The sequence below is a fragment of the Nitrosomonas sp. ANs5 genome (assembly GCF_050584665.1).
GTDB lineage: Bacteria > Pseudomonadota > Gammaproteobacteria > Burkholderiales > Nitrosomonadaceae > Nitrosomonas.
The window spans coordinates 24,629-49,808 of sequence record NZ_JBEUDO010000014.1 but is presented as its reverse complement, the minus strand read 5'-3'; the positions used below and the strand labels follow the sequence as shown (position 1 = coordinate 49,808).

Sequence of the window (25,180 nt, the reverse complement as noted above, 5' to 3'; positions counted from 1 at the left end):
AATCTGTTATGCAGAAAATAAAGACTTTCTGGCATGCCTGCCTTGAACATTTCAAACAGGAATTAAACGGACAGCAATTTAATACCTGGATCAAGCCGTTGAAGTTGGAATCTTCATCTGATGAAGACAATACGCTGGTTTTAACCGCGCCCAACCGCTTCGTGTTGCAATGGATCAAAGACAATTTCATCATGCATATCGAAGAAATGGCACAGAATCATTTTCATGAGCCGATCCATATCAAATTAGCCATATACGATGCCCAGGAAAATGGCTCCATCACCAATACGGCCGTCCCGATAAAGAAAAACGAGGCAGCCAAAGAAGCTGTCACCGGCAGGTTGCGTGCCGTGACATCCAAGAAATCCAATCCGAGCCAACTCAATCCTAACTTCACTTTCGATGCCTTCGTCACGGGTAAAGCGAACCAGCTGGCGCGCGCGGGCGCGATTCAGGTCGCCGAGCGGCCCGGCATCGCCTATAACCCGTTATTCATCTATGGCGGCGTCGGATTGGGCAAAACGCATCTGATGCATGCCATCGGCAACTATGTACTGGCGCATGATCCCGAGGCAAAAATACGTTATGTCCATGCAGAAAAATACGTATCGGATGTAGTCAGTGCCTATCAGCACAAATCATTTGACAAATTCAAGCTTTATTACCACTCGCTCGATTTGCTGCTGGTCGATGACGTGCAGTTTTTCAGTGGAAAAAACCGGACTCAGGAAGAATTTTTCTATGCTTTCAATGCCTTAATAGAGGCTCATAAACAGGTCATCCTCACTTCCGATTGCTATCCAAAGGAAATATCCGGGCTCGAGGAGCGTCTGGTATCAAGGTTTGGTTGGGGATTGACCGTCGCGATCGAGCCGCCCGAGCTTGAAATGCGTGTTGCCATTCTGTTGAAAAAAGCCGCCATCGACACTATCGACCTGGACGAAAACACCGCGTTTTTTATAGCCAAACATATACGCTCCAATGTCAGGGAACTGGAAGGCGCGCTCAAACGGGTTTTGGCCTATTCACGCTTTACTGGGCAACCACTGTCTCTGGAACTGGCCAAGGAAGCGTTGAAGGATTTGCTCGCTGTCCAGAACCGGCAGATTTCAATTGAAAATATCCAGAAAACCGTGGCCGATTACTACAAGATCAAGGTCGCGGATATGTATTCCAAGAAACGGGCCAGGATCGTTGCCAGACCACGACAGATCGCCATGACCGTCGCCAAGGAACTGACCCAGTTGAGCTTGCCCGATATCGGTGAAGCCTTTGGCGGAAGAGACCACACAACCGTGTTACACGCCTACCGGAAAATCATGGAGCTACGCACTTCGGATCCATCGATTAACCGCGACTACAACACCCTGATTCATATCCTGCGGGGATAGCTTGGATAAAATGTGGATAACACAGAAATAACTTGTAATTTTAATATTATCCACATTTTATCCACATCCCATACGTTGTTTATACAGTTCCAAAATTTCAACTAACTATTTAATTTAATATAAATTTTTAACTTATCCCGATTTTGGCTTCTGCTTATTAGTATTACTATTTTTATTTTATATAAGAACTGTTTAAAAACATTGGATGATTGATCGTGCAGCAGCATAATACGAACATGTATTACTTTTTCTAAAAACTATAGGCAACCCTGCCTGGTAAGGCAGCCAGTATCAAGGCCAGGTTAACGTTGGATCGGATACCGCGCCACTTCCGCGGCTTGCAATACAGTCAAACACTCTAACCACCGCCAGCAAATCGCTTTGCACAACAAAAATCGGTGCACTTGTGCACCCTACGCCTGTGGCAAAGAATGTTTGTTTTTCTTCAGAATTCGTTTGACTAGTACTCCGTTCCGCCAATTAGCTTACAAATGAAATCGATGGATTCGCCTGCCAGGCTAGGCGCAAACCGCAGTCATAGCCGTAGCTATGGCGAGGATTTGCAACAACGCATGACAGGCGAAGGCGCGATTTCATGTAAGCGGTTTGGCGGAACGGAGTACTAGAAACACAGTTCATGGCGAGGTCCAACGGACTGAGGTTATCCAAACGCTTTTCAAGAACAATGTATCGCCGCAATGCATATGGCGTTGAAGAAATAGGCCTAAAACGGGAATTTCAAAACAGCGCGCTCGGTTTACGCAACAAACTGATATCCCACCTTAACTACAAAGCGCATGGATGTATTGATGGAATTCCGATTTTTGAATGACTGTCAAACTATGTGTATATATTTCGATCCGGAACGACTCCTCGACTGAATTTCCAGTGCCGCAGTGATGGCATAACAATCACTTCGTAGCTGAATCTTTGCGGACGATAGATAAATCCATTCTGATCCTTCATTTCATTCTAGTTTGATGCATACTATTGTGGATAAACTATCTTATAAAGATCATAGAATTTGTGGATAACTTGGATAAAAACCCATAACAAAAATTTGTTCACATTTTATCCACAGCACATACTTAACTTATACAGTTCAAAAATTATTTCTAACTTGATGATATCAAGAATAATTTTAAGTTATCCCGTATTTAATCGTTTATTATTACTATTATTTTCTTTTTATTAGATGAAATTAACTATAACTGATAAAGACTTGCTGCTTAAACCCCTGCAAGTGGTAAGCGGTATTGTGGAACGCAGGCATACGCTGCCTATTCTCTCCAATGTGTTAATTGAAATCGGCAACGGGAAACTGACCTATGTCACGACCGACTTAGAAATCGAAGCCGAAGCCGTTCGCTATAGTCCCGACTTTGAAAACCAGGAAATCCTGAGAACGACTGTTTCTGTCAGAAAATTTCTGGACATATTGCGTGCATTACCTACTGATACCCATGTTGAACTGACAAAATCGGAAAACCGTTTGCAAATTGTTTCGGGTAAAAGCCGTTTCAATCTACAACTGCTTCCCGCCGAGGATTTTCCGCGTATGATCAAAGAAGATGAGCCCGACGGGATCAGTTACACCCTGACACAACAGGTTTTCAAAAAACATCTACAACGCGTACAGCATGCGATGGCGCAGCAGGATCTCCGTTATTATTTGAATGGACTACTATTGTTAATTGAACAAGATCGGTTAACGATGGTTGCTACTGATACCCATCGTTTGGCACTGACATCCATTCCTCTGGAAAATACGTTTGAAGCCTCCGAGACCATCGTCCCGCGCAAAACCATCCTGGAATTGGCCAGACAGCTGGAAGACAGTGAAAAACCGGTAACAATCGAAGTATTTCCCAAAAAAATCTGCTTCCGTTTCTCGGATGCCGTGCTGATATCCAAGGTTATTGCTGGAAAATTTATTGATTTCAGTAATGCCCTGCCGGAAGACAGAACCTTTCAGTTCAGTGTCAACCGGCTAAAATTGCTGCATGCATTACAACGGATCGCAATTATTTCCAGTACCAACGATTTGTTCCGAAGCGTTCGCCTGAATATCGCAAATAACAAAATATCCATTTCAGCCCGAAATAACGAACAAGAAGAAGCACAGGAAGAAGTTGAAATCGATTACGATCAGGAAGCCATCGATGCCAGTTTTAATATCGTCTATTTGATTGAAGTGTTAAACAATCTGGATAGCGACAACCTCACATGCTCATTTGAAAGTCTGCGAAGTGGTATATTGATCACGCTTCCTGATGATGAACGGTTCAAACATATCTTGATGCCGATGCGCGAGTAAAACCAAATAGGTACTTGTCAAGAAACCGTTTCTCCACAATTTTTAAAAAAGTGACGCCACGTAATGAATGATAATTCCAGCTCTGCCAAAAGAAATGATGGCAACACACGCGAATACGACTCGGACAGCATCAAAATCCTGAAAGGACTGGATGCTGTCCGCAAACGGCCCGGTATGTATATCGGTGATACCAGCGACGGTACAGGTTTGCATCACATGGTGTTTGAAGTTGTCGATAACGCTATCGACGAAGCACTGGCAGGTTATTGCAATGATATTTCTGTCATTATTCATCCCGATAACTCTGTCAGCATTCTTGACAATGGCCGTGGAATTCCGACCGGTATCAAGCAAGACGATGAATTCAAGCGTTCCGCGGCCGAAATCGTCATGACAGAACTGCATGCCGGCGGCAAATTTGATGACAATTCCTACAAGGTATCCGGTGGGCTACATGGCGTGGGGGTTTCGGTAGTCAATGCCTTATCAGAATGGTTGCGTCTAACGATCCGCCGAGATGGAAACGTTCATCAAATGGAATTTCGGGCAGGGGTGCCGGTGGCACCACTCAAGGTTACCGGCCATACCGAAAAACATGGGACAGAAGTACATTTCCTCGCCAGCAAGGCTATTTTTGGCGATATTACCTATCACTACGACATCTTCGCCAAACGACTGCGAGAGTTGTCTTTTTTGAATCACGGCATCAAGATCAAGCTGATTGACCAACGGACAGACAAAGAAGAAGCCTTTGCTTTCACGGGCGGCATTCGCAATTTCGTCGAATATATCAATCGAAGCAAGACGATTCTTCATCCTGCCATTTTCTATGCCAAAAGCAGCAAAGACAATATCATCATCGAGATCGCGATGCAGTGGAATGACAGCTATGCTGAACAAGTCCTATGCTTTACCAACAATATTCCGCAAAAAGATGGCGGCACCCATTTGACAGGGTTGCGTGCGGCCATGACGCGTACGCTCAACAACTATATCGAAAAAAACGAATTAGCTAAAAAAGCCAAAGTGGATACCGCCGGCGATGATATGCGCGAAGGGCTGGCATGCGTGCTCTCGGTCAAGCTGTTTGAACCCAAATTTTCTTCACAAACCAAGGAAAAACTGGTGTCGTCAGAGGTCCGGCCAGTTGTCGAAGAAATCGTTTCCCAGAAATTATCGGATTTCCTGCTCGAAAACCCCAACGACGCCAAAATGATTTGCAACAAAATCATCGAAGCGGCCAGAGCGCGTGAGGCGGCCCGCAAGGCACGCGAATTGACGCGCCGCAAAGGGGTATTGGACAGCATGGGGTTGCCGGGAAAACTGGCGGACTGTCAGGAAAAAGATCCAAAGTTATGCGAACTTTACCTGGTGGAAGGGGATTCGGCTGGCGGTTCAGCCAAGCAGGGACGGGATCGTCGCTTTCAGGCGATCATGCCACTTAAGGGAAAAATACTGAATGTCGAAAAATCACGTTTTGATAAGCTGATTTCCTCTCAGGAGATTATCGCTCTCATCACTGCTTTGGGTACAGGTATCGGTAAAGACGAATACAATCCCGACAAGCTGCGCTATCACCGCATCATCATCATGACCGATGCGGATGTGGACGGTTCACATATCCGCACCTTGCTTCTGACTTTCTTTTACCGGCAAATGCCCGAGCTGATCGAACGCGGGCACATATATATCGCCCAGCCTCCGCTTTATAAAATCAAACATGGCAAGCAGGAGCGTTACCTCAAGGATGATTATGAGTTGAAACGTCATATGCTTGGCCTGGCGCTGACGGATGCGGAACTTTTTCCAGGCATGGACAAACCGCCGCTGATTGGCGAAACCCTGGCGAAAATTGCGGATGAATACCTGCTCGCCGAAGCCGTGATCGAACGAATGAGCCGCCTGATCGACCATAAAGTCATGCATGCCTTGCTCAAACAACCAGATCTTGATTTGAGCACCGAAACCAGTGCGCAAGCGAGTGCTGCCAGCTTGTCCGCTTTACTGGTTGATGTTGAAGTGGGCGCAGATTACGATGAGGATTTCGAACGCTACCGTCTCAAAATCATGCGCATGCAGCATGGCAATGTCCATGTCAGTTATCTGGACGAGGACTTTTTGCTCAGCGGGGATTTTGCTCAGATCAAACAGGCGGCGCAAGTTCTCCATGGTTTGATTGGTGAGGGCGCTCTGGTCAAGCGCGGTGACCATCAGACTGCCATCCATGAATTCAAGGAAGCTTTGGAATGGTTGCTGGAAGAGGCAAAGAAAGGAATTTCCATCCAGCGCTACAAAGGATTGGGTGAAATGAATCCGGATCAACTATGGGAAACGACTATGGATCCGAATAATCGCCGCTTGCTGCGTGCTCAAATTGAAGACAGTATTTTGACCGATGAAATCTTCACGACCCTGATGGGTGACGTAGTTGAACCCAGGCGGGCGTTTATCGAAAACAACGCTCTACGGGCCAGAAATATCGACATATAGGCAGACAGTGGCATGGGACGGGTTTTCTGAACCGGTCAAGAACAACCCGCATGAGTGTTCGCGGAACGTTCACAGGAATGGTTCTGTCACATAGGGCGACTGACAGATGTCAGTGTTAATTTCTTGTTTGCCTGATTGATATGCTTACCGAATCTACTAATCAAACAGATCGTACTCAAATCAATATTCATGTACTGCAGTTGCATCACTCGCCGGTCATGCGCTGGTTGTACTTAAGTATTGGCATGAGCGCATTGGTGGCGGGAATATTGGGGATATTTCTGCCAATATTGCCCACCACGCCGTTTATTTTGCTGGCCGCTGCATGCTTTGCGCGAAGTTCGAAGCGTTTTCACGATTTCCTGCTCAACCACCGGATTGCCGGGCCCATCATTCGCGAATGGTGCGAGTATCGCAGCATGCCGCGCCAAGCCAAGCGTTGGGCATATTTATTAATGTCCCTGTCCTTTGGAAGTTCCATTCTGATCGTGCCTTCCTTGTGGCTCAAGGGTATGTTGCTATCGATTGCAATAGTATTGGCGATTTTGATCTGGCGTGTACCCGTCAGGGATCAGGCCGCAAACCCTCGGCAAAAAGTGCCATAATAACGGCCCCCGTGAATGAAACAAGAACAATAAAATTGTAATCGTATGAGCTTATTGCTGGTCGTATTTTTCCCTTTTTTTGCCGCGCCCTTTGCCGCAGCAATTTCCAGACTGGGTCGATTGCACGCTGCCTGGCTGGCAGGCGTCACCAGTATAGGTGCGCTCTTCTTATTGCTTCCGGAAGCGCTGGCCGTTTTTGCTGGAGAAAGCATTATTTACCAGCTGGAATGGATACCGATGCTGGGCATGAATTTGTCCTTCCGGCTGGATGGACTGGGATTGTTGTTTGCCCTGCTGATTCTTGGAATCGGTTTACTGATCGTGCTTTATGCACGTTATTATCTGTCCGCACAGGACGATATGGGGCGGTTTTACGCTTATCTGCTGTTGTTTATGGGATCGATGCTGGGTATCGTGTTGTCAGAAAACGTTATCCAGCTGCTGATATTCTGGGAATCGACCAGCTTGTCCTCATTCTTGCTGATCAGTTATTGGCAACATCGGCAGGAATCCCGCAGTGGGGCGCGCATGGCATTGGCCATCACGGGCGCGGGCGGGTTGGCCTTGCTGGGGGGATTTCTGCTGCTGGGAGAGATCGTTGGCAGCTATGAATTGACGTCCATACTGGAATCGGGCGAGATCATTCGTTCCCACCCGCTCTATTTTCCGATGCTGATACTGGTTTTGTTGGGGGCCTTTACCAAATCGGCACAATTCCCTTTTCATTTCTGGTTACCCAATGCGATGGCAGCGCCTACGCCGGTCTCCGCCTATCTCCATTCAGCGACGATGGTCAAGGCCGGCGTTTTCCTGCTGGCCAGGCTGTTTCCAGCCCTGTCCGGTACACCGGAATGGTTCTGGCTGGTCAGTGTCACCGGCCTGATCACATTGCTTTCAGGCGCGTATATCGCTTTATGGAAACATGATCTCAAAGGATTGCTGGCCTATTCAACCATCAGTCATCTGGGATTGATCACGCTGTTATTCGGTATCGGCACGCCCTTGGCAGCCGTTGCGGGCGTATTTCATATCATCAATCATGCGACTTTCAAGGCTTCTCTCTTCATGGCAGCGGGGATTATCGACCACGAAGCCGGTACGCGTGACATGCGGCGGCTCAGGGGATTATGGGAATTCATGCCTTATACCGCAACCTTGGCCATGGTGGCCGCTGCTGCCATGGCAGGGGTGCCGTTGTTGAACGGCTTTCTCTCCAAGGAGATGTTTTTTGCGGAAACATTGCACGATATCAATTTGCCGTGGGGATGGCTGCTTCCGACGGGTGCAACACTGGCCGGTATATTCGCGGTAGCTTATTCCTGGCGTTTCATTCATAACGTATTTTTCAATGGACCGCCCACTAATTTGCCAAAAACACCTCACGAACCACCGCGCTGGATGAAAGTCCCAGTGGAAATCCTGGTGGTGTTATGTCTGGTAGTGGGGATAGTGCCCAATCTGACCGTCGCCCCCTTGCTGGCCGTTGCAGCCAGCGGCGTGTTGCAGGCGCCCTTGCCCGAATATACACTCTCCATCTGGCATGGATTGAACCCGGCTTTCTGGATGAGTCTGATTGCGTTGATAGGCGGTGTGCTGGTTTATCATTTTTTCAGCTTCTTTTTTGCGCTGCGGCAAAGCTCGGGTGAGTGGCCGGCGATGAAAACCCTCTACAATATTGTTCTGAATAAACTATTTAATTTGGCAGAAGGCGTTACCCGTTTTCTGCATACCGATTCTCTGCAAAGGATGGTATGGGTGCTGGTTGTATTTGCCTTGATACTGGGAATAGGTGGATTGATCGGCGAGCCATTCGCGTTCACTGGTGAACGCGCCCTGCTGCCAGTGGATGGCGTGAGTCTGCTGGTTGCGAGCATCATTGTGCTCGCCGCGGTCGGTACTGCGGTCTTGCATCAGCAACGGTTGGTCGCATTGATCATGATCGGTGTAGTCGGGTTGGGTGTGGCATTGATTTTTGCTAAATTTTCGGCCCCTGATTTGGCACTGACCCAGTTATCCGTGGAATTTGTCACGATCGTGCTGATGCTGCTGGCACTTTATTTCTTGCCGCAGTTTACACCAGGCGAATCCAAAAACTGGCTGCGCGCGCGGGATGGTTTGCTGGCCTTGGGCGCTGGCGGCGGCATGGCATTGCTGACCTGGGCGGTTTTGACCCGGCCCTATGCTACGATTGCAGAATATTTCCTGGCAGAGAGCGTACCTGGGGGGGGCGGGCATAACGTTGTCAATGTGATTCTGGTCGATTTTCGTGGATATGATACCTTGGGTGAAATTACCGTGATGGCGTTGGCAGGGCTGGGCATTTACGCCATGCTCGAGGGATTGAAGCTGAAAGGCTCGGTAGCAGATTTCAAGGCGAATCAATGGGATGAGGATAAGCATCCGGTGATCATGGGATCCTTGACACGTCTGCTGCTTCCACTTGCCCTGCTGGTTTCCATATTTATTTTTTTACGTGGACATAATCTACCTGGAGGAGGGTTTATCGCAGGGCTCATTACGGCCGTGGCGCTGATCATGCAGTACTTGGCGCAAGGCACTACTTGGACCCAGGCGCGCATCCCGTTCGATATGCAAACCATGATTGCCGCAGGACTGCTGATTGCGGCAACCACCGGCCTGGCCAGCTGGTTTTTCGCCCATCCATTCCTGACTTCCACTTTCAGTCACTTGCATTTGCCCCTGGTAGGGGAATTTGAACTGGCTTCGGCCATGGCTTTCGATCTGGGAGTGTTTTTGGTTGTCGTGGGTGTGACCGTGTTGATCATTGTCAACCTGGGTTTAATCCATACTGACAGCCATTCTTCAATTCCGACCCGCAATAAAATACGCTGATGGAAGCGATAATCTCTCTCATAATTGGGGTGCTGACCGCCTGCGGTGTGTATCTTTCGCTGCGTGGACGCACCTTCCCGGTCGTTTTAGGCCTGACATTACTTTCCTACGCTGCCAATTTGTTCCTGTTGGTTATGGGTAGGCTCACGATCGGTGCGCCGCCCATCATCACCGAAACGGCTGACGGCTATGCCGATCCGATCCCACAAGCGCTGGTTCTCACGGCGATCGTGATCAGCTTCGCCATGACGGCATTCGTGATCGTGCTGGCGCTCAAGACCTTCAAGGAAATGGGTAACGATCATGTCGATGGAATCCACAAACCATGACGACACATCTGGTCATTACCTCGGTTTTACTGCCGTTGTTAACCGGCGTGGGATTACTCTTGCTGCGCCAACAGCCTCCTCTCCTGCAGCGGGGAGTGAGCATCGGTTCGGTATTTATTCAGGTTATCCTGGCGTGCCAACTGCTCGCACTGGTCAATCAGGGTGATATTCTCACTTATGCTCTCGGTAATTGGCCCGTGCCGTTTGGCATCGTGCTGGTGGCCGATCGGCTGGCCATCTGGATGTTATTGATCACAGCGTTGATTGCGTTGTTTTCCCTGCTGTATGCCTTGCTCGATGTCGATAAGGCTGGCCGGCATTTCCATGTGCTGTTTCAATTGCAGTTATTCGGCCTGAATGGCGCTTTTCTGACTGGAGATTTGTTTAACCTGTTCGTGTTTTTCGAAATTCTGCTGATCGCGTCCTACAGCTTGTTGCTGCATGGCGGCGGACGATTGCGCACCAAGGCGGGTTTGCATTTTGTGGTGATCAATCTGGTCGGCTCAACCTTGTTCCTGTTCGCGGTCGGCATGCTCTACGGCATCCTGGGAACACTCAACATGGCTGATTTGGCCCTCAAGGTGACCGCTATGCCGGCTGAACATGTGCCGTTGATCAAGGTGGCAGGGTTGATGCTGTTTGGTGTATTTGCACTGAAAGCGGCGCTGATTCCACTTTATTTATGGCTGCCGAACGCTTACGCACAGACTTCGGCGCCGGTTGCGGCCTTGTTCGCGATCATGACCAAGGTCGGTGCCTACAGTATATTGCGCGTGTATACCCTCATTTTTGGGGCCCAGGCAGGGTTGGCGGCTAACCTGATTGAGCCGTGGTTGCTCCCGTTGGCGTTGCTGACACTGGTGATCGGAATGCTCGGGGTCATCGCCAGCACAGGTTTACGTCAACAGGCAGCTTATCTGGTAATCGCTTCGGTCGGCACCCTGTTGACTGCCATCGGCTTGAATACGCAGGCTGGTATTGTGGCAGGCTTGTATTACCTGCCGCACTCTACGTTCGCCGCGGCCGCATGCTTTTTGCTGGCGAATACCATCGCAGTCCGGCGGGGCGAGTTTATTGACCGTTTTGAATCCGGTCCACCCATCCCGCATGCGCGCTTGATAGGCGGATTGTTTTTCGTGACAGCCGTTCTTCTGGCGGGATTACCGCCATTGTCCGGCTTTATCGGCAAATTCATGATACTGAAGGCTGCCTTGGCACATTTGCAGCTGGTCTGGATTATGGGGATCGTACTGACGACCAGTTTGCTTGCGCTGATAGCATTGGCCCGCAGCGGCAGTCTGCTGTTCTATAAAGTGCAGACGGTACAGGGCCAGGCCGGCTCTGCCATACCTGCCCCGATTACACGGGAAGTGTTGCCGATTGCTGGTTTATTGGCACTCTGTGTGGTGTTGGTGGCTTGGGCTGGACCGGTTACCGGATTTCTCCAGCTGACCGCCGAGCAATTGCTGGAGCCGTCTTTCTATATACAGGCAGTCATGACCCTGGAGAAAACACCCTGATGCGACGCTTATTGCCCCATCCCTTGCTGACACCGGTTTTGACCATGATCTGGTTATTGCTGGTCAATAGCCTGGAAGCCGGTCAAATCGTACTCGGCTTGTTTCTTGGCTGGGTATTGCCGATGCTGACGCTGCAGTTCTGGCCGGAACAGGTGAGGATATACAAGCCGTTGCTGCTGATACGTTTCCTGGGTATTTTCCTGCTGGATATCGTGCTGGCGAATTTTACCGTTGCGCGTTTGATTCTGGGCAGGCCGGAGCGATTGCAACCGGTTTTTGTCAATATTCCGTTGGATGTCAAATCCGATCTGGCAATCAGTTTTCTGGCCAATGTCATTTCCTTGACGCCGGGCACGGTCTCGTCCCGCGTTTCTCCCGATCATCGCTACCTGCTCGTGCATGCGCTGAATGAGACCGATACCGAAGCGCTGGTGGCAACGATCAAATCACGTTATGAAGCCCCGTTGAAGGAGATATTTGAACCATGTTGAATATAGCCGTGGTGATTGCACTCACCCTGATGAGCGCGGCAGTGGCGCTCAGTTTCTGGCGTCTGCTGCGTGGCCCGAGTCTGCCCGATCGCATTCTGGCACTGGATACGCTGTATGTGAATACCATTGCGTTGCTGATCCTGCTCGGGATACATTTGACCAGTCCATTATATTTTGAAGCGGCGCTGCTGATTGCTGTCATGGGTTTTGTCGGCACGGTGGCTGCCTGCAAATATTTGCTGCGCGGTGACATCATAGAATAGATTATGCTGGAATTTCTTATTTCACTGTTGATTGTGACGGGTGCCGTGTTCGCGTTTATCGGTTCCCTGGGTCTGGCCCGTCTCAAGGATTTCTATACCCGCCTGCATGGTCCGACCAAAGCGACCACCTTGGGAGTGGGCTGCTTGTTAATCGCATCGGCCTTGCATTTCAGCATTATCGAACAAAGCGTCAGTTTGCATGAAGTGTTGGTGACTTTGTTTTTGTTCATGACTGCTCCAGTAAGTGCCCATATGCTGGCCAAGGCGGCGCTTCATCTCGGGCTGAAATCGCTGGCGAAACAGCCCGATGCAACAATGGCCACCGGTTCCATCGCACCCGAACACAAGCAAACCAGGCAATAGTCAGATCCAGACGTGGAAAAAGTTCGCTTGTCCAAGCTGATGGCTAACAAAGGATTGTGTTCGCGCCGGGAGGCGGATCGTTATATCGAACAAGGTTGGGTCTGCGTGGATGGCCAGCCGGTGAGTGAGCTCGGCACCAAGATCCATTCTTCACAAACGATTACCCTTAATCATGCTGCAATGACCAAGCAAAACCAGCTGGTCACCATTTTACTCAACAAGCCCATAGGCTATGTATCGGGGCAGCCAGAACCGGGTTACCGGCCGGCTGCCGGTCTCATCAGTGCCGCATCGCGTTATTCCCTCGACCGTTCTCCACTACACTTCAGCCGGCAGCATCTCAAGCACCTGGCACCGGCCGGGCGGCTGGATATCGATTCGCAAGGGTTGCTGGTATTGACTCAGGATGGCCGAGTCGCCCGCCAATTGATCGGCGAGCATTCCCAGATCGAAAAGGAATATCTGGTAAGAGTGGCCGGTAACCTTACCGCGGAAGGCTTGGCTTTGCTCAATCATGGTTTACAGCTCGATGGCCGGCCGCTCAAGCCAGCGAAGGTCAGCCGCTTGAACCGCGATCAATTACGGTTTGTGTTGCGGGAAGGAAAAAAACGCCAGATCCGGCGCATGTGCGAGCTGGTGGGTTTGCAAGTGACTGGACTCAAGCGCGTCCGTATCGGCCAGGTCAGATTGGCTGATTTACCCGAAGGTAAATGGCGTTATTTGGGTCAGGAGGAATCGTTCACGTGATCTGCAGATGCGATAGGTGCGGTCACTGTGAAGTGTCCGGGCGGATTGTGAGTTGCATGCCATGAGCCAGACATTTGCCGATAAGTTGATCCTCTGGCAGCTCGAGCATGGGCGGCATGGGCTGCCCTGGCAGGGCACCAGCGATCCTTATGCGATCTGGGTATCAGAAGTGATGTTGCAACAAACGCAAGTGTTGACAGTCATTCCTTATTATCAGCAGTTTATGCGAGCGTTTCCGGATGTGTCATCTTTGGCCCAAGCACCGCTTGAGAGGGTGCTTGCCTTATGGAGCGGTCTGGGCTATTACTCGCGCGCTCGTCACTTGCACCGTTCTGCCCAGCTGCTGCTGGATGACTATGGTGGTGAATTTCCCTATGACAGGACTGCGCTGCAACGGCTGCCTGGGATAGGCCGTTCGACTGCTGCGGCGATTGCCGCGTTTGCATTTGGTGAGTGTTGCACCATTCTTGATGGCAATGTCAAGCGGATACTTGCGCGTTTTTTTGGTATTCGCGGCTATCCGGGGGAACGCGCGACCGAAGCGCAGCTATGGCAAATGGCGGAGCGGCTGTTGCCGCAGGGACCTGACAGCAAAACGATGGCGAGCTATACCCAGGCGCTCATGGACTTGGGTGCGCTGGTATGTGTGCGTGCCCGGCCGCGTTGTCAACTTTGCCCATTGCAATCCGATTGCGTTGCTTACAAGCATGATCAGACTGCGGTGTTGCCAATGCCCAAATCGAGGAAGCCATTGCTTGTCAAAGAAGCTGCGCATTTGATTGTCATCGATCACAATCGGATTTTTCTTGAAAAGCGGCCGCCATCCGGTATTTGGGGAGGATTATGGTGTTTTCCTGAATTGGCGCTCGGTCAGGACAGCATCGATTATTGCGCGCACAAAATCAATATGTGTGTTTCGAAAATCACCGAACTGCCATGTTTGAATCATGGTTTTACGCATTTTAAACTGTGCATTTATCCTCAGCTTCTGCGGCTCGTTATGCCCGCTCCATCATGCGCAGCGTCCGATCGAACCTGGGTTACCATTGAAGAGGCGAGGCAGCTCGCCATCCCCGTCCCCGTCAAAAAACTATTATCGATGACTGAAACGGCATTTCGTTCTTGCAATCATGCCTCACAGTAGCGCTCATCAGGATTGGAAGCAGCAGCAGCGTATACGCTTACGTGAATTGCGCCGGCAAATAACGGAAGCACAACGCAGCCGCTGGAGTGCATCTATCACGAATGCGCTCACACAAGGTTTTCCGATGTTGGCTCGCCGGCGAATAGGCTTTTATTGGCCGCATAAGGGTGAATATGATCCTTTACCCGTCATGCACTTTTTTAGAATTCAAGGTGCTCAGCTCGCTTTGCCGGAAGTCGTTGGACAATGTCAGCCGCTTAGGTTCATCGAATGGTGGCCCGGGGCGCCCATGAAAAAGGATGCGTATGGCATACAAGTGCCGGACAATACCAATGAAATACCAATAAATGCCGTGATCATTCCAATTCTTGGATTTGACGGACAGGGCTATCGGCTCGGCTATGGCAGTGGTTATTTCGATCGCACGCTGGCCGCCATGAATCCACGCCCACTGAGTATTGGTGTGGCGTTTGAGATTCTCAGGCTGCCGACTATACATCCGCAACAATATGATATTCCAATGGATTATGTTGTAACCGAGCAGTCTATTTTTTTCCGCACCGACAATGGCCTGCAGCCGTTATCGATAGCGGATTGTGCGCTCAGAAATGCCGCAGGGTAAACCCTCCTCGCGCCACAACGGCAGGCGAATGCAAACCCCCCCTTAAAGACCGATGTTGTGCTATTCAGGGTCGCCCCAGCGCGGCATCAGGCTATGTGCGATGCTGAGATGATCGAGTATGCGTGCGACAACGAAATCAACGATATCCTGAATGGTCTGGGGGTGGTGATAAAACCCAGGATTGGGAGGAAGAATAACCGCACCGCACTGCGCCAGTTTCAGCATGTTTTCCAGATGAATGATGGAAAAGGGCATTTCGCGGGGTACGATGACCAGCTTGCGCTGCTCTTTTAACATCACGTCAGCAGCGCGTTCGATCAACTTTTGGCTTTGTCCGGTTGCCACTGCCGACAAAGTACCCATGGTACAGGGACAGATCACCATCGCATCGGCTGGATTGGAGCCGGATGCAACCGGCGCAAACCATTCTTCCCGGCCAAATACCTTGAGCAATCCTGGTTCAGCCTTGAAATATCCGGTCAAAAACGCTTCAGCTTCCTTGGGGCGGGAAGACAATGTCAGCCCCATTTCCTGTTGCGCGACGATTTGGGCAGCCTGTGAATATAGCAGATAGATCCTGTGCCGCTGTTGCAGCAAAATTTCCAGTAAGCGGATGCCATAGGGCATGCCAGATGCGCCCGTCATGGCAACGGTGATGATTTTGGCTGGATGACTCATGGCTCAGTGGGTGAAGGGCTGTCCATACTGGAACAAGCTGCCGGTTGTGAGGGTCATCGCCTGAACTTAATCTTTGGGGTCATCAAAATGTTCGGCGACATTTCCGGCCATTTCCAGCTCATGCCGGCGCACGAATTCCTGAGTGCTGTCGATTCCTCGCAGCTGCAAAATATAGTTGCGGACAGCGGCCTCGACCAGTACCGCCAGATTGCGGCCGGCTGCTACCGGAATGGTGACTTTGCGGATGCGGACATTTAGGATTTCCTCGTCGAGGTTGCTCAAAGGCAGGCGCTCAAAGGTATTGACAAGGTCGCCAGCCGTTTTCTCCAGGTGCACGATCAGTTTTATGTTCTTGCGGCGGCGGACTGCTGTTTCGCCGAAAATAGTCCGGATATTCAACATTCCCAGACCACGCACTTCGATATAGTCCCGAAGCAGCGGCGGGCAAAAGCCTTCGAGTGTTTCCGGACCGATCCGGTGTAATTCAACGACATCATCCGCAACCAACCCATGTCCACGACTGATCAGCTCCAAAGCTAACTCGCTCTTGCCGACCCCGCTTTCTCCCGTGATCATGATACCCATCCCGAGTACATCCAGAAATACCCCATGCCGGCTGATAACCGGCGCCAGAACTCTTACAAGATAGGAATGCAGGATCCAGACAACTTCCGTGCTTTTACTGCTGGAACGAATCAGCGGTGTACGGGTTTGGTTTGCGAACGTTGCAACCCTGTCCGGCACAGGCGCATCATCGGCCACGATCAGGCAGCTCAGATCGCTGTCCGCGAGGCGTTGCAGTGCTTTCTCCAGGGAAGAGGCATCAAGCTGATTGAGATCATTGACTGAAGCATGGCTGAGCACTTGTACCCAGTTGGGGTGAATCAAGTTGAAATGGCCGATTAAGCCCTGGGGGGATGCGGCGATAAGATGGTCATCAATGAGTTTATGGACGGCACCAGGTGGTGTGAGCCACTGTAGGCCGAGTTTCTCCTCATTATCCTCGAACAGTTGCGCAACGTTAACTTGAGACATGTTCGGGTGCCCAGTCAGAGATGAGCTGATGAATCTCTTTAGCGTCCCTGCTATGCAGCAATCTTTCGCGAAAACTTTTATTGCTGAACATTTGCGCCAGTTCGCTCAGGATGAGCAGGTGCTGATCCGTTGCCTTCTCTGGTACCAGCAAGATACAGGCGATATTGACCGGCAGGCCGTCCGGTGCATCAAAAGGGATGGCTTCCTTCATTCTGACCAGCACTACGGCTGCTTCGCGTAATCCCTTAATTCTGCCATGAGGAATGGCGACGCCTTGCCCAAGTCCGGTCGATCCGAGTTTTTCACGCGCAAACAAGCTGTCGAAAACCTGGCTGCGTGCTACATGTAGGGTGTTTTCAAACAATAACCCGGCTTGTTCAAACACGCGTTTTTTACTGGCCACATCCAGATCAACGATGACGTTGGATTCCGGCAATAATTGGGAAATGAGATTCATAAATATTCAGGTCACTTAAGGAAATTCAAAGGCGTATCACTGTTGATGAAGGTAGGATTCGCTGCATCTCTTCCATTGGTAAGTAGATGGATTCTGATTCATTCAGGGAGTTCCTGCCCGGGACCTGATGACATCATCTGCAACCCGCCTCGGGTTTTACCGTTCGATCATACGTTTAAATCGTTCGAGTAGTGGTTGACAGACCCTGACAGGAACAGCCAGATATTATTCAGGTTCCTTAATTTCCTGATCTTTCAGTCCACCATGATTGTTGCGACGAGCTATATTTTTTTCCTTGTATTTAAGAATCTGGCGATCGAGTTTGTCTACCAGGCTATCGATCGAGGCATACATGTCGGGACCGTCGGCCTCGACGAAAATATCCTTGCCCCTGACATGAATCGTCGCCTCAGCCTTTTGATTGAGTTTCTCCACCGACAGAATGACGCTGATATCGATGACATGATCAAAATGGCGCGTAATTTTGTCAATTTTGGAAAGTACATATTCGCGCATTGCCGGAGTGATGTCGACATGATTACCTGTGAGATTTAAATTCATTCTTTCTCCTTATTTTAGAGGATCGGTTTTAAGATAACCTAGGAGGCTGTCCGAGAATAGACTGATCTACTGCGGACGAGCCTGATTGGCCGGATTTTACGATCCTTTTCGTTAAATAGAACGACTATTCGCCTCAAATGATCGAAAAATCCCACTCAACCAGCCTCGCCCTCGCTACGATCGCTATTCTCGGACAGCCTCCTAGAGTGCCTTGCGTAAATTAGTCGGGGGAATATGCATGAACTCCCGATATTTTGCAACCGTGCGGCGGGCGACCACGATGCCCTGTTGAGCGAGTATCCGCGAGATCTGGCCATCATTGAGTGGCTTTCTCTGATCTTCGTTCTGTATCAATTGTTTAATTAAGCCACGTATGGCGATAGCTGAACAGGTCTCGCCGGATTCCGTGCTGACATGGCTGCCAAAAAAGTACTTGAGTTCGAAGATACCATGGGGGGTTCGCATAAATTTCTGATTGGTGACACGGGAAATGGTTGATTCATGTAAACCCAAAGTTTCTGCGATTTCACGCATGACCAGCGGCCGAATGGCTATTTCACCATGTTCCAGGAATGCTTGCTGCCGGTTGACGATTGCCTGGCTGACCCGGAGTATGGTCTCAAGCCGTTGATGGATGTTTCTGATGAGCCAGCGTGCCTCTTTCAACTGGCCCATTAAAGGCTGAGTCGTCTCGTCCCGGTGATGTTTCAGGATGCGCGCATATAAATGGTTGATGTGGATGCGCGGGACCGAATCCGGGTTGAGCCGCACGGCCCAGTTGTTGTTGAGTTTGGCCACAATCACATCGGGTGTGATGTAGCGCGCCGTGCTTGTATTGAAACATGCGCCTGGCCTAGGATTCAGCCGTGTAATCAGCTGCTGGATCGATTGCAGGCAGGTCTCGTCACAGTCCAAAACTTTTTTGAGCTGGCGAAAGTTCTTGGCCGCGAGGCTTTCGAGGTGTTCACTGACCAGTTCGAGCGCCTCTTTGCGGAAAGGCGTATTTTCAGGCAGCGCGTGCAGCTGCAGCATCAGGCATTCTTTGAGGTCGCGCGCGCCCACTCCCGGTGGATCGAGTTGCTGGACATATTCGAGCGCTGCCTGCCAATCCTCAATACCGATTCCCAGTTCAGCCTCAAGCATATGGGTTAGCTCATCCAGATCCTGGGTCAGATAGCCCTCTTCATCCAGGCTGTCGATCAATAAACCGGCAATTTTCTTCTTTCGTTCAGACAGCTGACTTAAACTGATTTGCAGCAAAAGGTGTTCCCGCAGACTGGTGGGTTTTGCTGCCAGTTGTGAAAAATCCGAGTCACCTTCTTCATCATCAGCCATATCGAAACGGGGTTCCTGACTGCTATACGCCTGTTCATCGAGCTGATCGATCAAAGTGTCGGTATTCTCACTCATGGCGGGCGTATCGGGCGATGCAGCAGAATCGGAGGAAAGCATCGAAGTGAAACTATCCAAAAAATTGCCGGCTTCGAACTCGTCACGGACGTTTCCGTCATCAAATTCCAACAACGGGTTTTCCTGCACGATCTGAGCGATTTCCTGGCTGAGCTCAAGCGTTGACAACTGCAACAATCGAATCGACTGCTGCAGTTGCGGGGTCAGCGTAAGACCAGTAGACAGTTTGAGCTGAAGAGCAGGTTTCGTATTCATGAAAAACAGTCAAGCTCCTGAATGTGAAAGCATTTCCACTTGTCAAAGCCGGAAATTTTCTCCTAAATAGACTTCCCGGACACGCGCATCGGCGATGAGTGCATTGGGTTCGCCGCTGGAAAGCACGGTCCCGTTGCTGATGATATAGGCACGATCACAAATTCCCAGTGTTTCCCGTACATTGTGATCGGTGATCAAGACACCGATGCCGCGCGTCTTGAGGAACCGGATGACCCGCTGAATATCGATGACAGCGATTGGATCCACCCCCGCAAAAGGTTCATCAAGCAAAATAAAGCTCGGCTGGGAAGCCAGCGCCCGGGCAATTTCCACGCGCCGTCGCTCCCCGCCCGATAAACTGATGCCGCTGCTTTCTCGTAAATGACTGATGTGCAGATCATGCAACAAATTATCCAGTTGCTGTTGGATATCTTCTTTTTTCAGGCGTTGCAATTCCAGAACTGCCAGAATATTGTCTTCGACGGAAAGTCGGCGAAAAACAGAAGCTTCCTGGGGGAGATAACTCAAACCCAAGTGTGCGCGCTTATGGATCGGCAATAGGCTCAGATTATGCTCGTTCAGGAATATTTCGCCCCCATTGACGGGCACCAATCCGACCACCATGTAAAAACAAGTGGTTTTACCGGCCCCATTGGGACCGAGCAGGCCGACTACTTCTCCGCTACGGACGGAGAAGGATACATCAATTACCACCTTGCGCGATTTGTAGCTTTTTTGCAGATTTTCGGCTCTCAGTTCATTCATGCATCACCTGGTTTGGCTTCGGCGCGCGCCTAGGAGGCTGTCCGAGAATAGCGATCGTAGCGAGGGCGAGGCTGGTTGAGTTGGATTTTTCGATCATTTGAGGCGAATAATCGTTCTATTTAACGAAAAGGATCGTAAAATCCAGCCAATCAGGCTCGTCCGCAGTAGATCAGTCTATTCTCGGACAGCCTCCTAGCATTGCGTCAATTTTGTGATTCCTCGTCAGCTTGTTTGGTTCTGGGTTGAATGACCGCACGCACTCTGCGATCTCGATCTGAATCAACCTCGTTATTGGATGGCAGCTTCCCTTTTACCTGGAAAAAATCCCGTGTGATATCATACGAGATGTAATCGCCTTCCACTTCATCACCCCCCCGTTTCAGGCGGGCCTTGCCGAATAATTCTATTTTGTCGGTTTTATCGTCGTATTCAACGCGCTTGCTCCAGGCTTCAATATACTCATCCACACCATCGCGTTTCTGCCGGAAACTGACCAGATCACCATAGGCTGTGGCATAGCGATAGCCAATCGGATCCTCTTTCATGATGACTTTGTCCGCACGAATCACCAGCGTGCCTTGCGTCAGCACAACGTTGCCGGTAAAAATGCTGGTGCGGAAATCGCCTTTGCGTTTGTAGTCCTCGACGGTGGCGTGATCCGCTTCCAAGTGGATCGGCTGATCACGATCCGCACGCTCGCCCAGGACAGCAGTTGAAAGAGCCATCATAGCAAACGCAAGCGAGATAAAAATAAATTGCATGGCGCGCTGTTCCAGTGAATGGGGTCCGATAAATGTCAGGTATCTAAATTTAACACTCATCGCAGCGACTGATTACTGTACTCAAGGATCTTGCCGTCGTGCGACGCATGCATTAGTCGATTTAGCGTCGAGTACGTTCATCTCTAGCGCTGACCCGTGACAAGAGTTGAATTTCCCCGGTTTGATTGTTCAATACCAGCCCAACGGCGTTGATTGTGCTATTCATTCTGGTCACAACGACGGGCTGATCGGTTTTGGCGATACGCTCGTCCGGAATAAGATGCAAAAAAGTAGTCAACATGGTGACTTTATCTCGATCCGCATCTTCTCCCCTGATAACCGAGACGCTCCCGCGGAGATAAATATCTTTGCCACCTTCGGTCAGTTCCGCATGGTCGGCGCTGACTCGGACCATGGGTTGATCGGGTTCGATGCTGGCAAAATTCACCTGCTCCAAGTGGGTAATATCCCCTTGCGGGTAATGCGTCAGTGTGTCAGCAGCAAATAAACGATGCGCCGCTAACGTATAATCAACCTGGATCCCATCAAGATTTTCGATGATGTAGTCAACGCCTTGCTGCACATCGCCATTTTGCTGAATGCCCGGTTGCTGCAGCATCTTGTCCAGCCAATATGTCAGCACTACGAGCACGACAAGCCAGGGAGCCAGGCGTGAGACCAATGGACGTATCATTATGCGTTACGCTTTCTTTGCGATGGTTTTACCAGTATTGGGTGTCAGGACGAAACGGGCAGCATACAAGGCACTGTTATGCTTGATTTTTCAGCATTATAACAGAACCGATTTTACTTTATGGTGCGTAACATCAAGGGTTTTTCCGGCGCTGTTTCTTGATTGATGGCAAAAAATGGCTGAGCCGCGAGCGCTTGGCAAATAACCGGCCTGGGCAATTTGATCCGTTGAATTGCACTTTATGCTTGAATAAGCCTCTCATTATGGTTATGGTCGCGTTTCCCGGTAAATGAATTTGGATTAAGCATGCAAATGAATGCCATCGATTTTGAAAGTTACGAATTGTTACAGGATGAAGTTTGCGCACAACGAATTGTCGCGGCCAAGCAGAAGCTCGGAAAACGCACAGTAATACTGGCGCACCACTATCAACGTGCAGACGTCTATCAGCACGCGGATCTGACGGGCGATTCACTCAAGCTCTCCTATCTGGCAGCCCAAACCGATGCGGATTATCTGGTCTTTTGCGGCGTGCATTTTATGGCCGAGGTGGCAGACATCCTTTCCAGTCCCGAGCAGGTCGCTATACTGCCCGATCTGTCTGCAGGCTGCTCGATGGCGGATATGGCCAATCTCGCCAAAGTAGAGCGAGCCTGGCGTGAATTGGCCGAAGTGCTCGATCCGGATGCACTGATCACGCCGGTGACCTATATCAATTCCAGCGCTGACTTGAAAGCTTTTTGCGGAGAGCATGGCGGTATTGTGTGCACATCCAGCAATGCCACCAAAATTCTGCAATGGGCATTTGCCCAGCGAGAAAAAGTATTGTTTTTTCCCGATCAACATCTGGGGCGCTGGAGTGGTCATCAAATGGGCCTGTCTTTGGAAGAGATGCCGGTTTGGGATTTCGATGAACCGATGGGTGGTCTGACTCCCGAACAAATCGACAAGGCCAAGATATTGTTATGGAAGGGTCACTGTTCGGTCCATCAAATGTTTCAGCCACAGCATATTTTGCGTTTTCGTAATCAACACCCCGATGGCTTGGTAATTTCTCATCCGGAATGCAGCTTTGAAGTATGCAAGGCTTCCGACTTTGTCGGCTCGACCGAATATATCATCAATACCATACGGGAGGCTGAGCCTGGCACGCGTTGGTTGGTCGGAACCGAATTGAACTTGGTTGGGCGTATCGCGGAGGAATTCAAGTCGCAAGGAAAAGTGATTCAGTTCATGTCGCCGATGGTGTGTATGTGTTCAACCATGGCGCGGATCGATCCGCAACATCTGGCTTGGTCGCTCGAGAATCTCGTCGATGGCCGGGTGGTCAATCAGATCACGGTTCCGGAGCGGGAAGCGAAGCTGGCAAGATTGGCGCTTGAAAAGATGCTGGCCGTCTCAAAATAAGAGAGAAGCGCGGCCAAATGATCCATAAAGGCTTTTTGTTTCCAGCGATCGGATAGCTGATTTATGCCAGAAAAGTCATTGCACATTGCCACTTACAATATCCACAAAGGGTTATCCTATTTCAACCGCCGCATGATGCTGCACGAGTTGCGCGACCGTTTGCGTGATCTCGATGTCGATATCGTGTTTTTGCAGGAAGTGGTCGGTGAGCATGTGCGGCATGCGTCTCGTTTCCAGAATTGGCCGGAAAGTTCCCAGTATGAGTTTCTGGCCGATGCGGTATGGCAGGATTTCGCTTATGGAAAAAATGCCGTGCATGATTACGGTCATCACGGTAATGCAATTCTTAGCCGTTATCCAATCTTGAGCTGGGAGAATGAAGATATTTCGGCGCACCGTTTTGAAAGCCGCGGCCTCTTGCACTGTGAGATTGACATTCCTGGCTGGGATGAAACGCTGCACTGCCTGTGCGTGCATTTGGGGTTATTCAAGCGCGGGCGGAGTGTTCAACTCCAGGCCATGGAAAAACGGATACAGCAACTGGTGCCTCCCGAAGCCCCTTTGGTTGTTGCGGGCGATTTCAATGATTGGCGCGGTTTGGCCAATCGGGTTCTGGTCGACCATTTGAAACTTACAGAAGTGTTTCAGCATGCGCATGGCAAGACAGCGCGCAGCTATCCTTCCATTCTGCCGATGTTGCGCCTCGACAGGATATACGTGCGTGGCTTTCAAATAAAGCATGCACGCATCCTGCACAACCGTGCTTGGTCTAAAATTTCCGATCATGCAGCGTTGGCAGCCAATCTTATTCGCCTATGAGATTGCCCGATTTTATCGAGGGTAACCAGATCACATTACTCCACAATGGGGAGGAATATTTTCCGGCGCTGGAAGCTGCTATCGATGCAGCCCAGCTGGAGATATACCTTGAGACCTATATTTTTGAATATGACAAGACCGGCATCCTCATTGCCGCTGCCTTAAAGCGAGCAGCTCAGCGGGGAGTGGCAGTCCGTTTATTGATCGATGGATTCGGCTCCTTTAATTTGCCCAGCGCGATAATTCAGGAGCTGCTGGCAGTTGGCGCTCAGGTGCTGATTTACCGGCAGGAATTTTTTTCTTTCCAGCTGAAGCGCTACCGCTTGCGTCGTATGCATCGCAAACTGGCGGTTATGGATGCACGGATCGCGTTTGTGGGCGGCATCAATATCATTGACGACTATCATGAGCCCGATGCACTGTGGCCACGCTTTGATTATGCAGTTGAAATCAAGGGACCGTTGTTAAGGAAAATTCATGCGGCAGCGCAGGATTTATGGATGCTGGTCGCGTGGGCACATTTCAAAAAACGTTGGGCCGATGATCTTTGCATCGATCATGAAGAGTTGCCGGTGGGCAAGCAACGGGCGGCTTTCGTGATTCGGGACAATCTGCGTAACCGGCGCAGTATTGAACGCTGCTATCTCAAAGCGATCGCCTCCGCCCGTCAGGAAATCATCATTGCAAATGCCTATTTTCTTCCCGGCATCAATTTCCGGCATGCGCTGATCAAAGCCGCACGGCGGGGCGTTTCGGTCATACTGCTATTGCAGGGAAAAATCGAATACCGCTTGCAACACTATGCCACACGCGCTTTATATGGCAATCTTCTGGATGCTGGCATCAGCATTTACGAGTATCAGCAAGGATATTTACACGCCAAGGTGGCTGTGGTTGATCACTTGTGGTCCACTGTCGGTTCTTCTAATATCGACCCTTTTAGCTTGCTGCTGGCACGAGAAGCCAACGTCATCGTCAGTGACCGAATGTTTGCGGCAGAGCTGCGCAACAGCCTGCAGCAGGCCTTAATGAAATCCTCTCCGGTCTTGCAGCATTTCTGGAAACGCCACTCCCGGCTCAGGCGGAGCTTGAACTGGGTGTGCTACTATTTTGTTCGGGTCCTGCAAGGGCTATCGGGTTACAGTCGTGAAGGAAGCCGGATTTAGAGGTACCCTTTAGTCAATTGATGCCAAAAACAGCGTT

24 protein-coding genes are annotated in these 25,180 nt (G+C 50.2%); 16 read left to right on the top strand and 8 right to left on the bottom strand.

Annotation, left to right across the window (positions count from 1 at the left end; translation table 11 throughout):
• Positions 1–8: 8 nt before the first annotated feature.
• The 13 genes from dnaA to ABTW62_RS05300 all read left to right on the top strand — a co-directional run bounded on the left by dnaA (position 9) and on the right by ABTW62_RS05300 (position 15,135).
• The gene (gene dnaA / locus ABTW62_RS05360; RefSeq protein WP_430903556.1) at positions 9–1,391 is read left to right on the top strand and encodes a chromosomal replication initiator protein DnaA; all 1,383 of its coding nucleotides are present in this window, start codon (positions 9–11) and stop codon (positions 1,389–1,391) included.
• A 1,195-nt stretch (positions 1,392–2,586) separates the two neighbouring features.
• Positions 2,587–3,708, top strand: a complete 1,122-nt coding sequence (gene dnaN, locus ABTW62_RS05355) for a DNA polymerase III subunit beta (RefSeq protein WP_430903555.1) — start codon at positions 2,587–2,589, stop codon at positions 3,706–3,708.
• A 63-nt stretch (positions 3,709–3,771) separates the two neighbouring features.
• Positions 3,772–6,198 carry a DNA topoisomerase (ATP-hydrolyzing) subunit B gene (gene gyrB / locus ABTW62_RS05350; protein ID WP_430903554.1) on the top strand — a complete coding sequence of 809 codons (2,427 nt, stop codon included), beginning with the start codon at positions 3,772–3,774 and terminating at the stop codon, positions 6,196–6,198.
• Positions 6,199–6,416: 218 nt separating this feature from the next.
• Positions 6,417–6,803, top strand: coding sequence for a YbaN family protein (locus ABTW62_RS05345; RefSeq protein WP_430903553.1), 387 nt, complete (start codon positions 6,417–6,419; stop codon positions 6,801–6,803).
• 45 nt (positions 6,804–6,848) lie between these two features.
• Positions 6,849–9,656 (top strand): monovalent cation/H+ antiporter subunit A, encoded by a 2,808-nt coding sequence (locus tag ABTW62_RS05340; RefSeq protein WP_430903552.1) that lies wholly within the window; start codon positions 6,849–6,851, stop codon positions 9,654–9,656.
• The gene (locus ABTW62_RS05335) at positions 9,656–9,985 is read left to right on the top strand and encodes a Na+/H+ antiporter subunit C (protein WP_430903550.1); all 330 of its coding nucleotides are present in this window, start codon (positions 9,656–9,658) and stop codon (positions 9,983–9,985) included. The genes ABTW62_RS05340 and ABTW62_RS05335 overlap by 1 nt, the downstream gene beginning before the upstream one ends.
• The gene (locus ABTW62_RS05330) at positions 9,982–11,505 is read left to right on the top strand and encodes a monovalent cation/H+ antiporter subunit D (protein WP_430903549.1); all 1,524 of its coding nucleotides are present in this window, start codon (positions 9,982–9,984) and stop codon (positions 11,503–11,505) included. Before ABTW62_RS05335 ends, ABTW62_RS05330 begins: the two co-directional genes overlap by 4 nt.
• Positions 11,505–11,996 carry a Na+/H+ antiporter subunit E gene (locus ABTW62_RS05325; RefSeq protein WP_430903548.1) on the top strand — a complete coding sequence of 164 codons (492 nt, stop codon included), beginning with the start codon at positions 11,505–11,507 and terminating at the stop codon, positions 11,994–11,996. Before ABTW62_RS05330 ends, ABTW62_RS05325 begins: the two co-directional genes overlap by 1 nt.
• Positions 11,990–12,259: a K+/H+ antiporter subunit F gene (locus tag ABTW62_RS05320; RefSeq protein WP_430903547.1), complete on the top strand. Its 270-nt coding sequence runs from the start codon at positions 11,990–11,992 to the stop codon at positions 12,257–12,259. Before ABTW62_RS05325 ends, ABTW62_RS05320 begins: the two co-directional genes overlap by 7 nt.
• A gap of 3 nt (positions 12,260–12,262) precedes the next feature.
• Positions 12,263–12,622, top strand: a complete 360-nt coding sequence (locus ABTW62_RS05315) for a Na+/H+ antiporter subunit G (RefSeq protein ID WP_430903546.1) — start codon at positions 12,263–12,265, stop codon at positions 12,620–12,622.
• Positions 12,623–12,634: 12 nt separating this feature from the next.
• Positions 12,635–13,369, top strand: coding sequence for a pseudouridine synthase (locus ABTW62_RS05310; protein WP_430903545.1), 735 nt, complete (start codon positions 12,635–12,637; stop codon positions 13,367–13,369).
• 61 nt (positions 13,370–13,430) lie between these two features.
• Complete coding sequence (gene mutY / locus ABTW62_RS05305) at positions 13,431–14,513, top strand: A/G-specific adenine glycosylase (protein ID WP_430903544.1); 1,083 nt, start codon at positions 13,431–13,433, stop codon at positions 14,511–14,513.
• Positions 14,500–15,135, top strand: a complete 636-nt coding sequence (locus ABTW62_RS05300) for a 5-formyltetrahydrofolate cyclo-ligase (RefSeq protein WP_430903543.1) — start codon at positions 14,500–14,502, stop codon at positions 15,133–15,135. Before mutY ends, ABTW62_RS05300 begins: the two co-directional genes overlap by 14 nt.
• A 60-nt stretch (positions 15,136–15,195) precedes the next feature.
• On the opposite strand, the gene ABTW62_RS05295 is transcribed toward ABTW62_RS05300, so the two are convergent.
• From ABTW62_RS05295 to lptC, 8 genes are all read right to left on the bottom strand, one after another.
• Complete coding sequence (locus tag ABTW62_RS05295) at positions 15,196–15,813, bottom strand: flavin prenyltransferase UbiX (protein ID WP_430903542.1); 618 nt, start codon at positions 15,811–15,813, stop codon at positions 15,196–15,198.
• Between the two features lie 66 nt (positions 15,814–15,879).
• Positions 15,880–16,848 (bottom strand): HPr(Ser) kinase/phosphatase, encoded by a 969-nt coding sequence (gene hprK / locus ABTW62_RS05290; RefSeq protein WP_430903541.1) that lies wholly within the window; start codon positions 16,846–16,848, stop codon positions 15,880–15,882.
• Positions 16,835–17,305, bottom strand: coding sequence for a PTS sugar transporter subunit IIA (locus tag ABTW62_RS05285; protein WP_430903540.1), 471 nt, complete (start codon positions 17,303–17,305; stop codon positions 16,835–16,837). The genes hprK and ABTW62_RS05285 overlap by 14 nt, the downstream gene beginning before the upstream one ends.
• A 225-nt stretch (positions 17,306–17,530) precedes the next feature.
• Positions 17,531–17,866: a ribosome hibernation-promoting factor, HPF/YfiA family gene (gene hpf / locus ABTW62_RS05280; RefSeq protein ID WP_430903539.1), complete on the bottom strand. Its 336-nt coding sequence runs from the start codon at positions 17,864–17,866 to the stop codon at positions 17,531–17,533.
• Between the two features lie 201 nt (positions 17,867–18,067).
• Positions 18,068–19,531, bottom strand: a complete 1,464-nt coding sequence (locus ABTW62_RS05275; RefSeq protein WP_430903538.1) for an RNA polymerase factor sigma-54 — start codon at positions 19,529–19,531, stop codon at positions 18,068–18,070.
• Positions 19,532–19,573: 42 nt separating this feature from the next.
• The gene (gene lptB, locus ABTW62_RS05270) at positions 19,574–20,296 is read right to left on the bottom strand and encodes an LPS export ABC transporter ATP-binding protein (protein ID WP_430903537.1); all 723 of its coding nucleotides are present in this window, start codon (positions 20,294–20,296) and stop codon (positions 19,574–19,576) included.
• Positions 20,297–20,499: 203 nt separating this feature from the next.
• Positions 20,500–21,117, bottom strand: coding sequence for a lipopolysaccharide transport periplasmic protein LptA (gene lptA, locus ABTW62_RS05265; protein WP_430903536.1), 618 nt, complete (start codon positions 21,115–21,117; stop codon positions 20,500–20,502).
• A gap of 61 nt (positions 21,118–21,178) precedes the next feature.
• Positions 21,179–21,751, bottom strand: a complete 573-nt coding sequence (gene lptC / locus ABTW62_RS05260; RefSeq protein ID WP_430903535.1) for an LPS export ABC transporter periplasmic protein LptC — start codon at positions 21,749–21,751, stop codon at positions 21,179–21,181.
• A 306-nt stretch (positions 21,752–22,057) separates the two neighbouring features.
• On the opposite strand from lptC, the gene nadA reads away from it, so the two are divergent.
• From nadA to clsB, 3 genes are all read left to right on the top strand, one after another.
• The gene (gene nadA / locus ABTW62_RS05255; protein ID WP_430903534.1) at positions 22,058–23,158 is read left to right on the top strand and encodes a quinolinate synthase NadA; all 1,101 of its coding nucleotides are present in this window, start codon (positions 22,058–22,060) and stop codon (positions 23,156–23,158) included.
• A gap of 63 nt (positions 23,159–23,221) precedes the next feature.
• Positions 23,222–23,977, top strand: coding sequence for an endonuclease/exonuclease/phosphatase family protein (locus ABTW62_RS05250; protein ID WP_430903533.1), 756 nt, complete (start codon positions 23,222–23,224; stop codon positions 23,975–23,977).
• Positions 23,974–25,143, top strand: coding sequence for a cardiolipin synthase ClsB (gene clsB, locus ABTW62_RS05245; RefSeq protein ID WP_430903532.1), 1,170 nt, complete (start codon positions 23,974–23,976; stop codon positions 25,141–25,143). The genes ABTW62_RS05250 and clsB overlap by 4 nt, the downstream gene beginning before the upstream one ends.
• Positions 25,144–25,180: the final 37 nt, after the last annotated feature.

Excerpts from the sequence above, each read along its gene's own strand:
- dnaA (WP_430903556.1), top strand. The coding sequence starts at position 9 with ATGCAGAAAATAAAGACTTTCTGGCATGCCTGCCTTGAACATTTCAAA.
- dnaN (WP_430903555.1), top strand. The coding sequence starts at position 2,587 with ATGAAATTAACTATAACTGATAAAGACTTGCTGCTTAAACCCCTGCAA.
- gyrB (WP_430903554.1), top strand. The coding sequence starts at position 3,772 with ATGAATGATAATTCCAGCTCTGCCAAAAGAAATGATGGCAACACACGC.
- ABTW62_RS05345 (WP_430903553.1), top strand. The coding sequence starts at position 6,417 with ATGCGCTGGTTGTACTTAAGTATTGGCATGAGCGCATTGGTGGCGGGA.
- ABTW62_RS05340 (WP_430903552.1), top strand. The coding sequence starts at position 6,849 with ATGAGCTTATTGCTGGTCGTATTTTTCCCTTTTTTTGCCGCGCCCTTT.
- ABTW62_RS05335 (WP_430903550.1), top strand. The coding sequence starts at position 9,656 with ATGGAAGCGATAATCTCTCTCATAATTGGGGTGCTGACCGCCTGCGGT.
- ABTW62_RS05330 (WP_430903549.1), top strand. The coding sequence starts at position 9,982 with ATGACGACACATCTGGTCATTACCTCGGTTTTACTGCCGTTGTTAACC.
- ABTW62_RS05325 (WP_430903548.1), top strand. The coding sequence starts at position 11,505 with ATGCGACGCTTATTGCCCCATCCCTTGCTGACACCGGTTTTGACCATG.
- ABTW62_RS05320 (WP_430903547.1), top strand. The coding sequence starts at position 11,990 with ATGTTGAATATAGCCGTGGTGATTGCACTCACCCTGATGAGCGCGGCA.
- ABTW62_RS05315 (WP_430903546.1), top strand. The coding sequence starts at position 12,263 with ATGCTGGAATTTCTTATTTCACTGTTGATTGTGACGGGTGCCGTGTTC.
- mutY (WP_430903544.1), top strand. The coding sequence starts at position 13,431 with ATGAGCCAGACATTTGCCGATAAGTTGATCCTCTGGCAGCTCGAGCAT.
- ABTW62_RS05300 (WP_430903543.1), top strand. The coding sequence starts at position 14,500 with ATGCCTCACAGTAGCGCTCATCAGGATTGGAAGCAGCAGCAGCGTATA.
- ABTW62_RS05295 (WP_430903542.1), bottom strand. The coding sequence starts at position 15,813 with ATGAGTCATCCAGCCAAAATCATCACCGTTGCCATGACGGGCGCATCT.
- hprK (WP_430903541.1), bottom strand. The coding sequence starts at position 16,848 with ATGTCTCAAGTTAACGTTGCGCAACTGTTCGAGGATAATGAGGAGAAA.
- ABTW62_RS05285 (WP_430903540.1), bottom strand. The coding sequence starts at position 17,305 with ATGAATCTCATTTCCCAATTATTGCCGGAATCCAACGTCATCGTTGAT.
- hpf (WP_430903539.1), bottom strand. The coding sequence starts at position 17,866 with ATGAATTTAAATCTCACAGGTAATCATGTCGACATCACTCCGGCAATG.
- ABTW62_RS05275 (WP_430903538.1), bottom strand. The coding sequence starts at position 19,531 with ATGAATACGAAACCTGCTCTTCAGCTCAAACTGTCTACTGGTCTTACG.
- lptB (WP_430903537.1), bottom strand. The coding sequence starts at position 20,296 with ATGAATGAACTGAGAGCCGAAAATCTGCAAAAAAGCTACAAATCGCGC.
- lptA (WP_430903536.1), bottom strand. The coding sequence starts at position 21,117 with ATGAGTGTTAAATTTAGATACCTGACATTTATCGGACCCCATTCACTG.
- lptC (WP_430903535.1), bottom strand. The coding sequence starts at position 21,751 with ATGATACGTCCATTGGTCTCACGCCTGGCTCCCTGGCTTGTCGTGCTC.
- nadA (WP_430903534.1), top strand. The coding sequence starts at position 22,058 with ATGCAAATGAATGCCATCGATTTTGAAAGTTACGAATTGTTACAGGAT.
- ABTW62_RS05250 (WP_430903533.1), top strand. The coding sequence starts at position 23,222 with ATGCCAGAAAAGTCATTGCACATTGCCACTTACAATATCCACAAAGGG.
- clsB (WP_430903532.1), top strand. The coding sequence starts at position 23,974 with ATGAGATTGCCCGATTTTATCGAGGGTAACCAGATCACATTACTCCAC.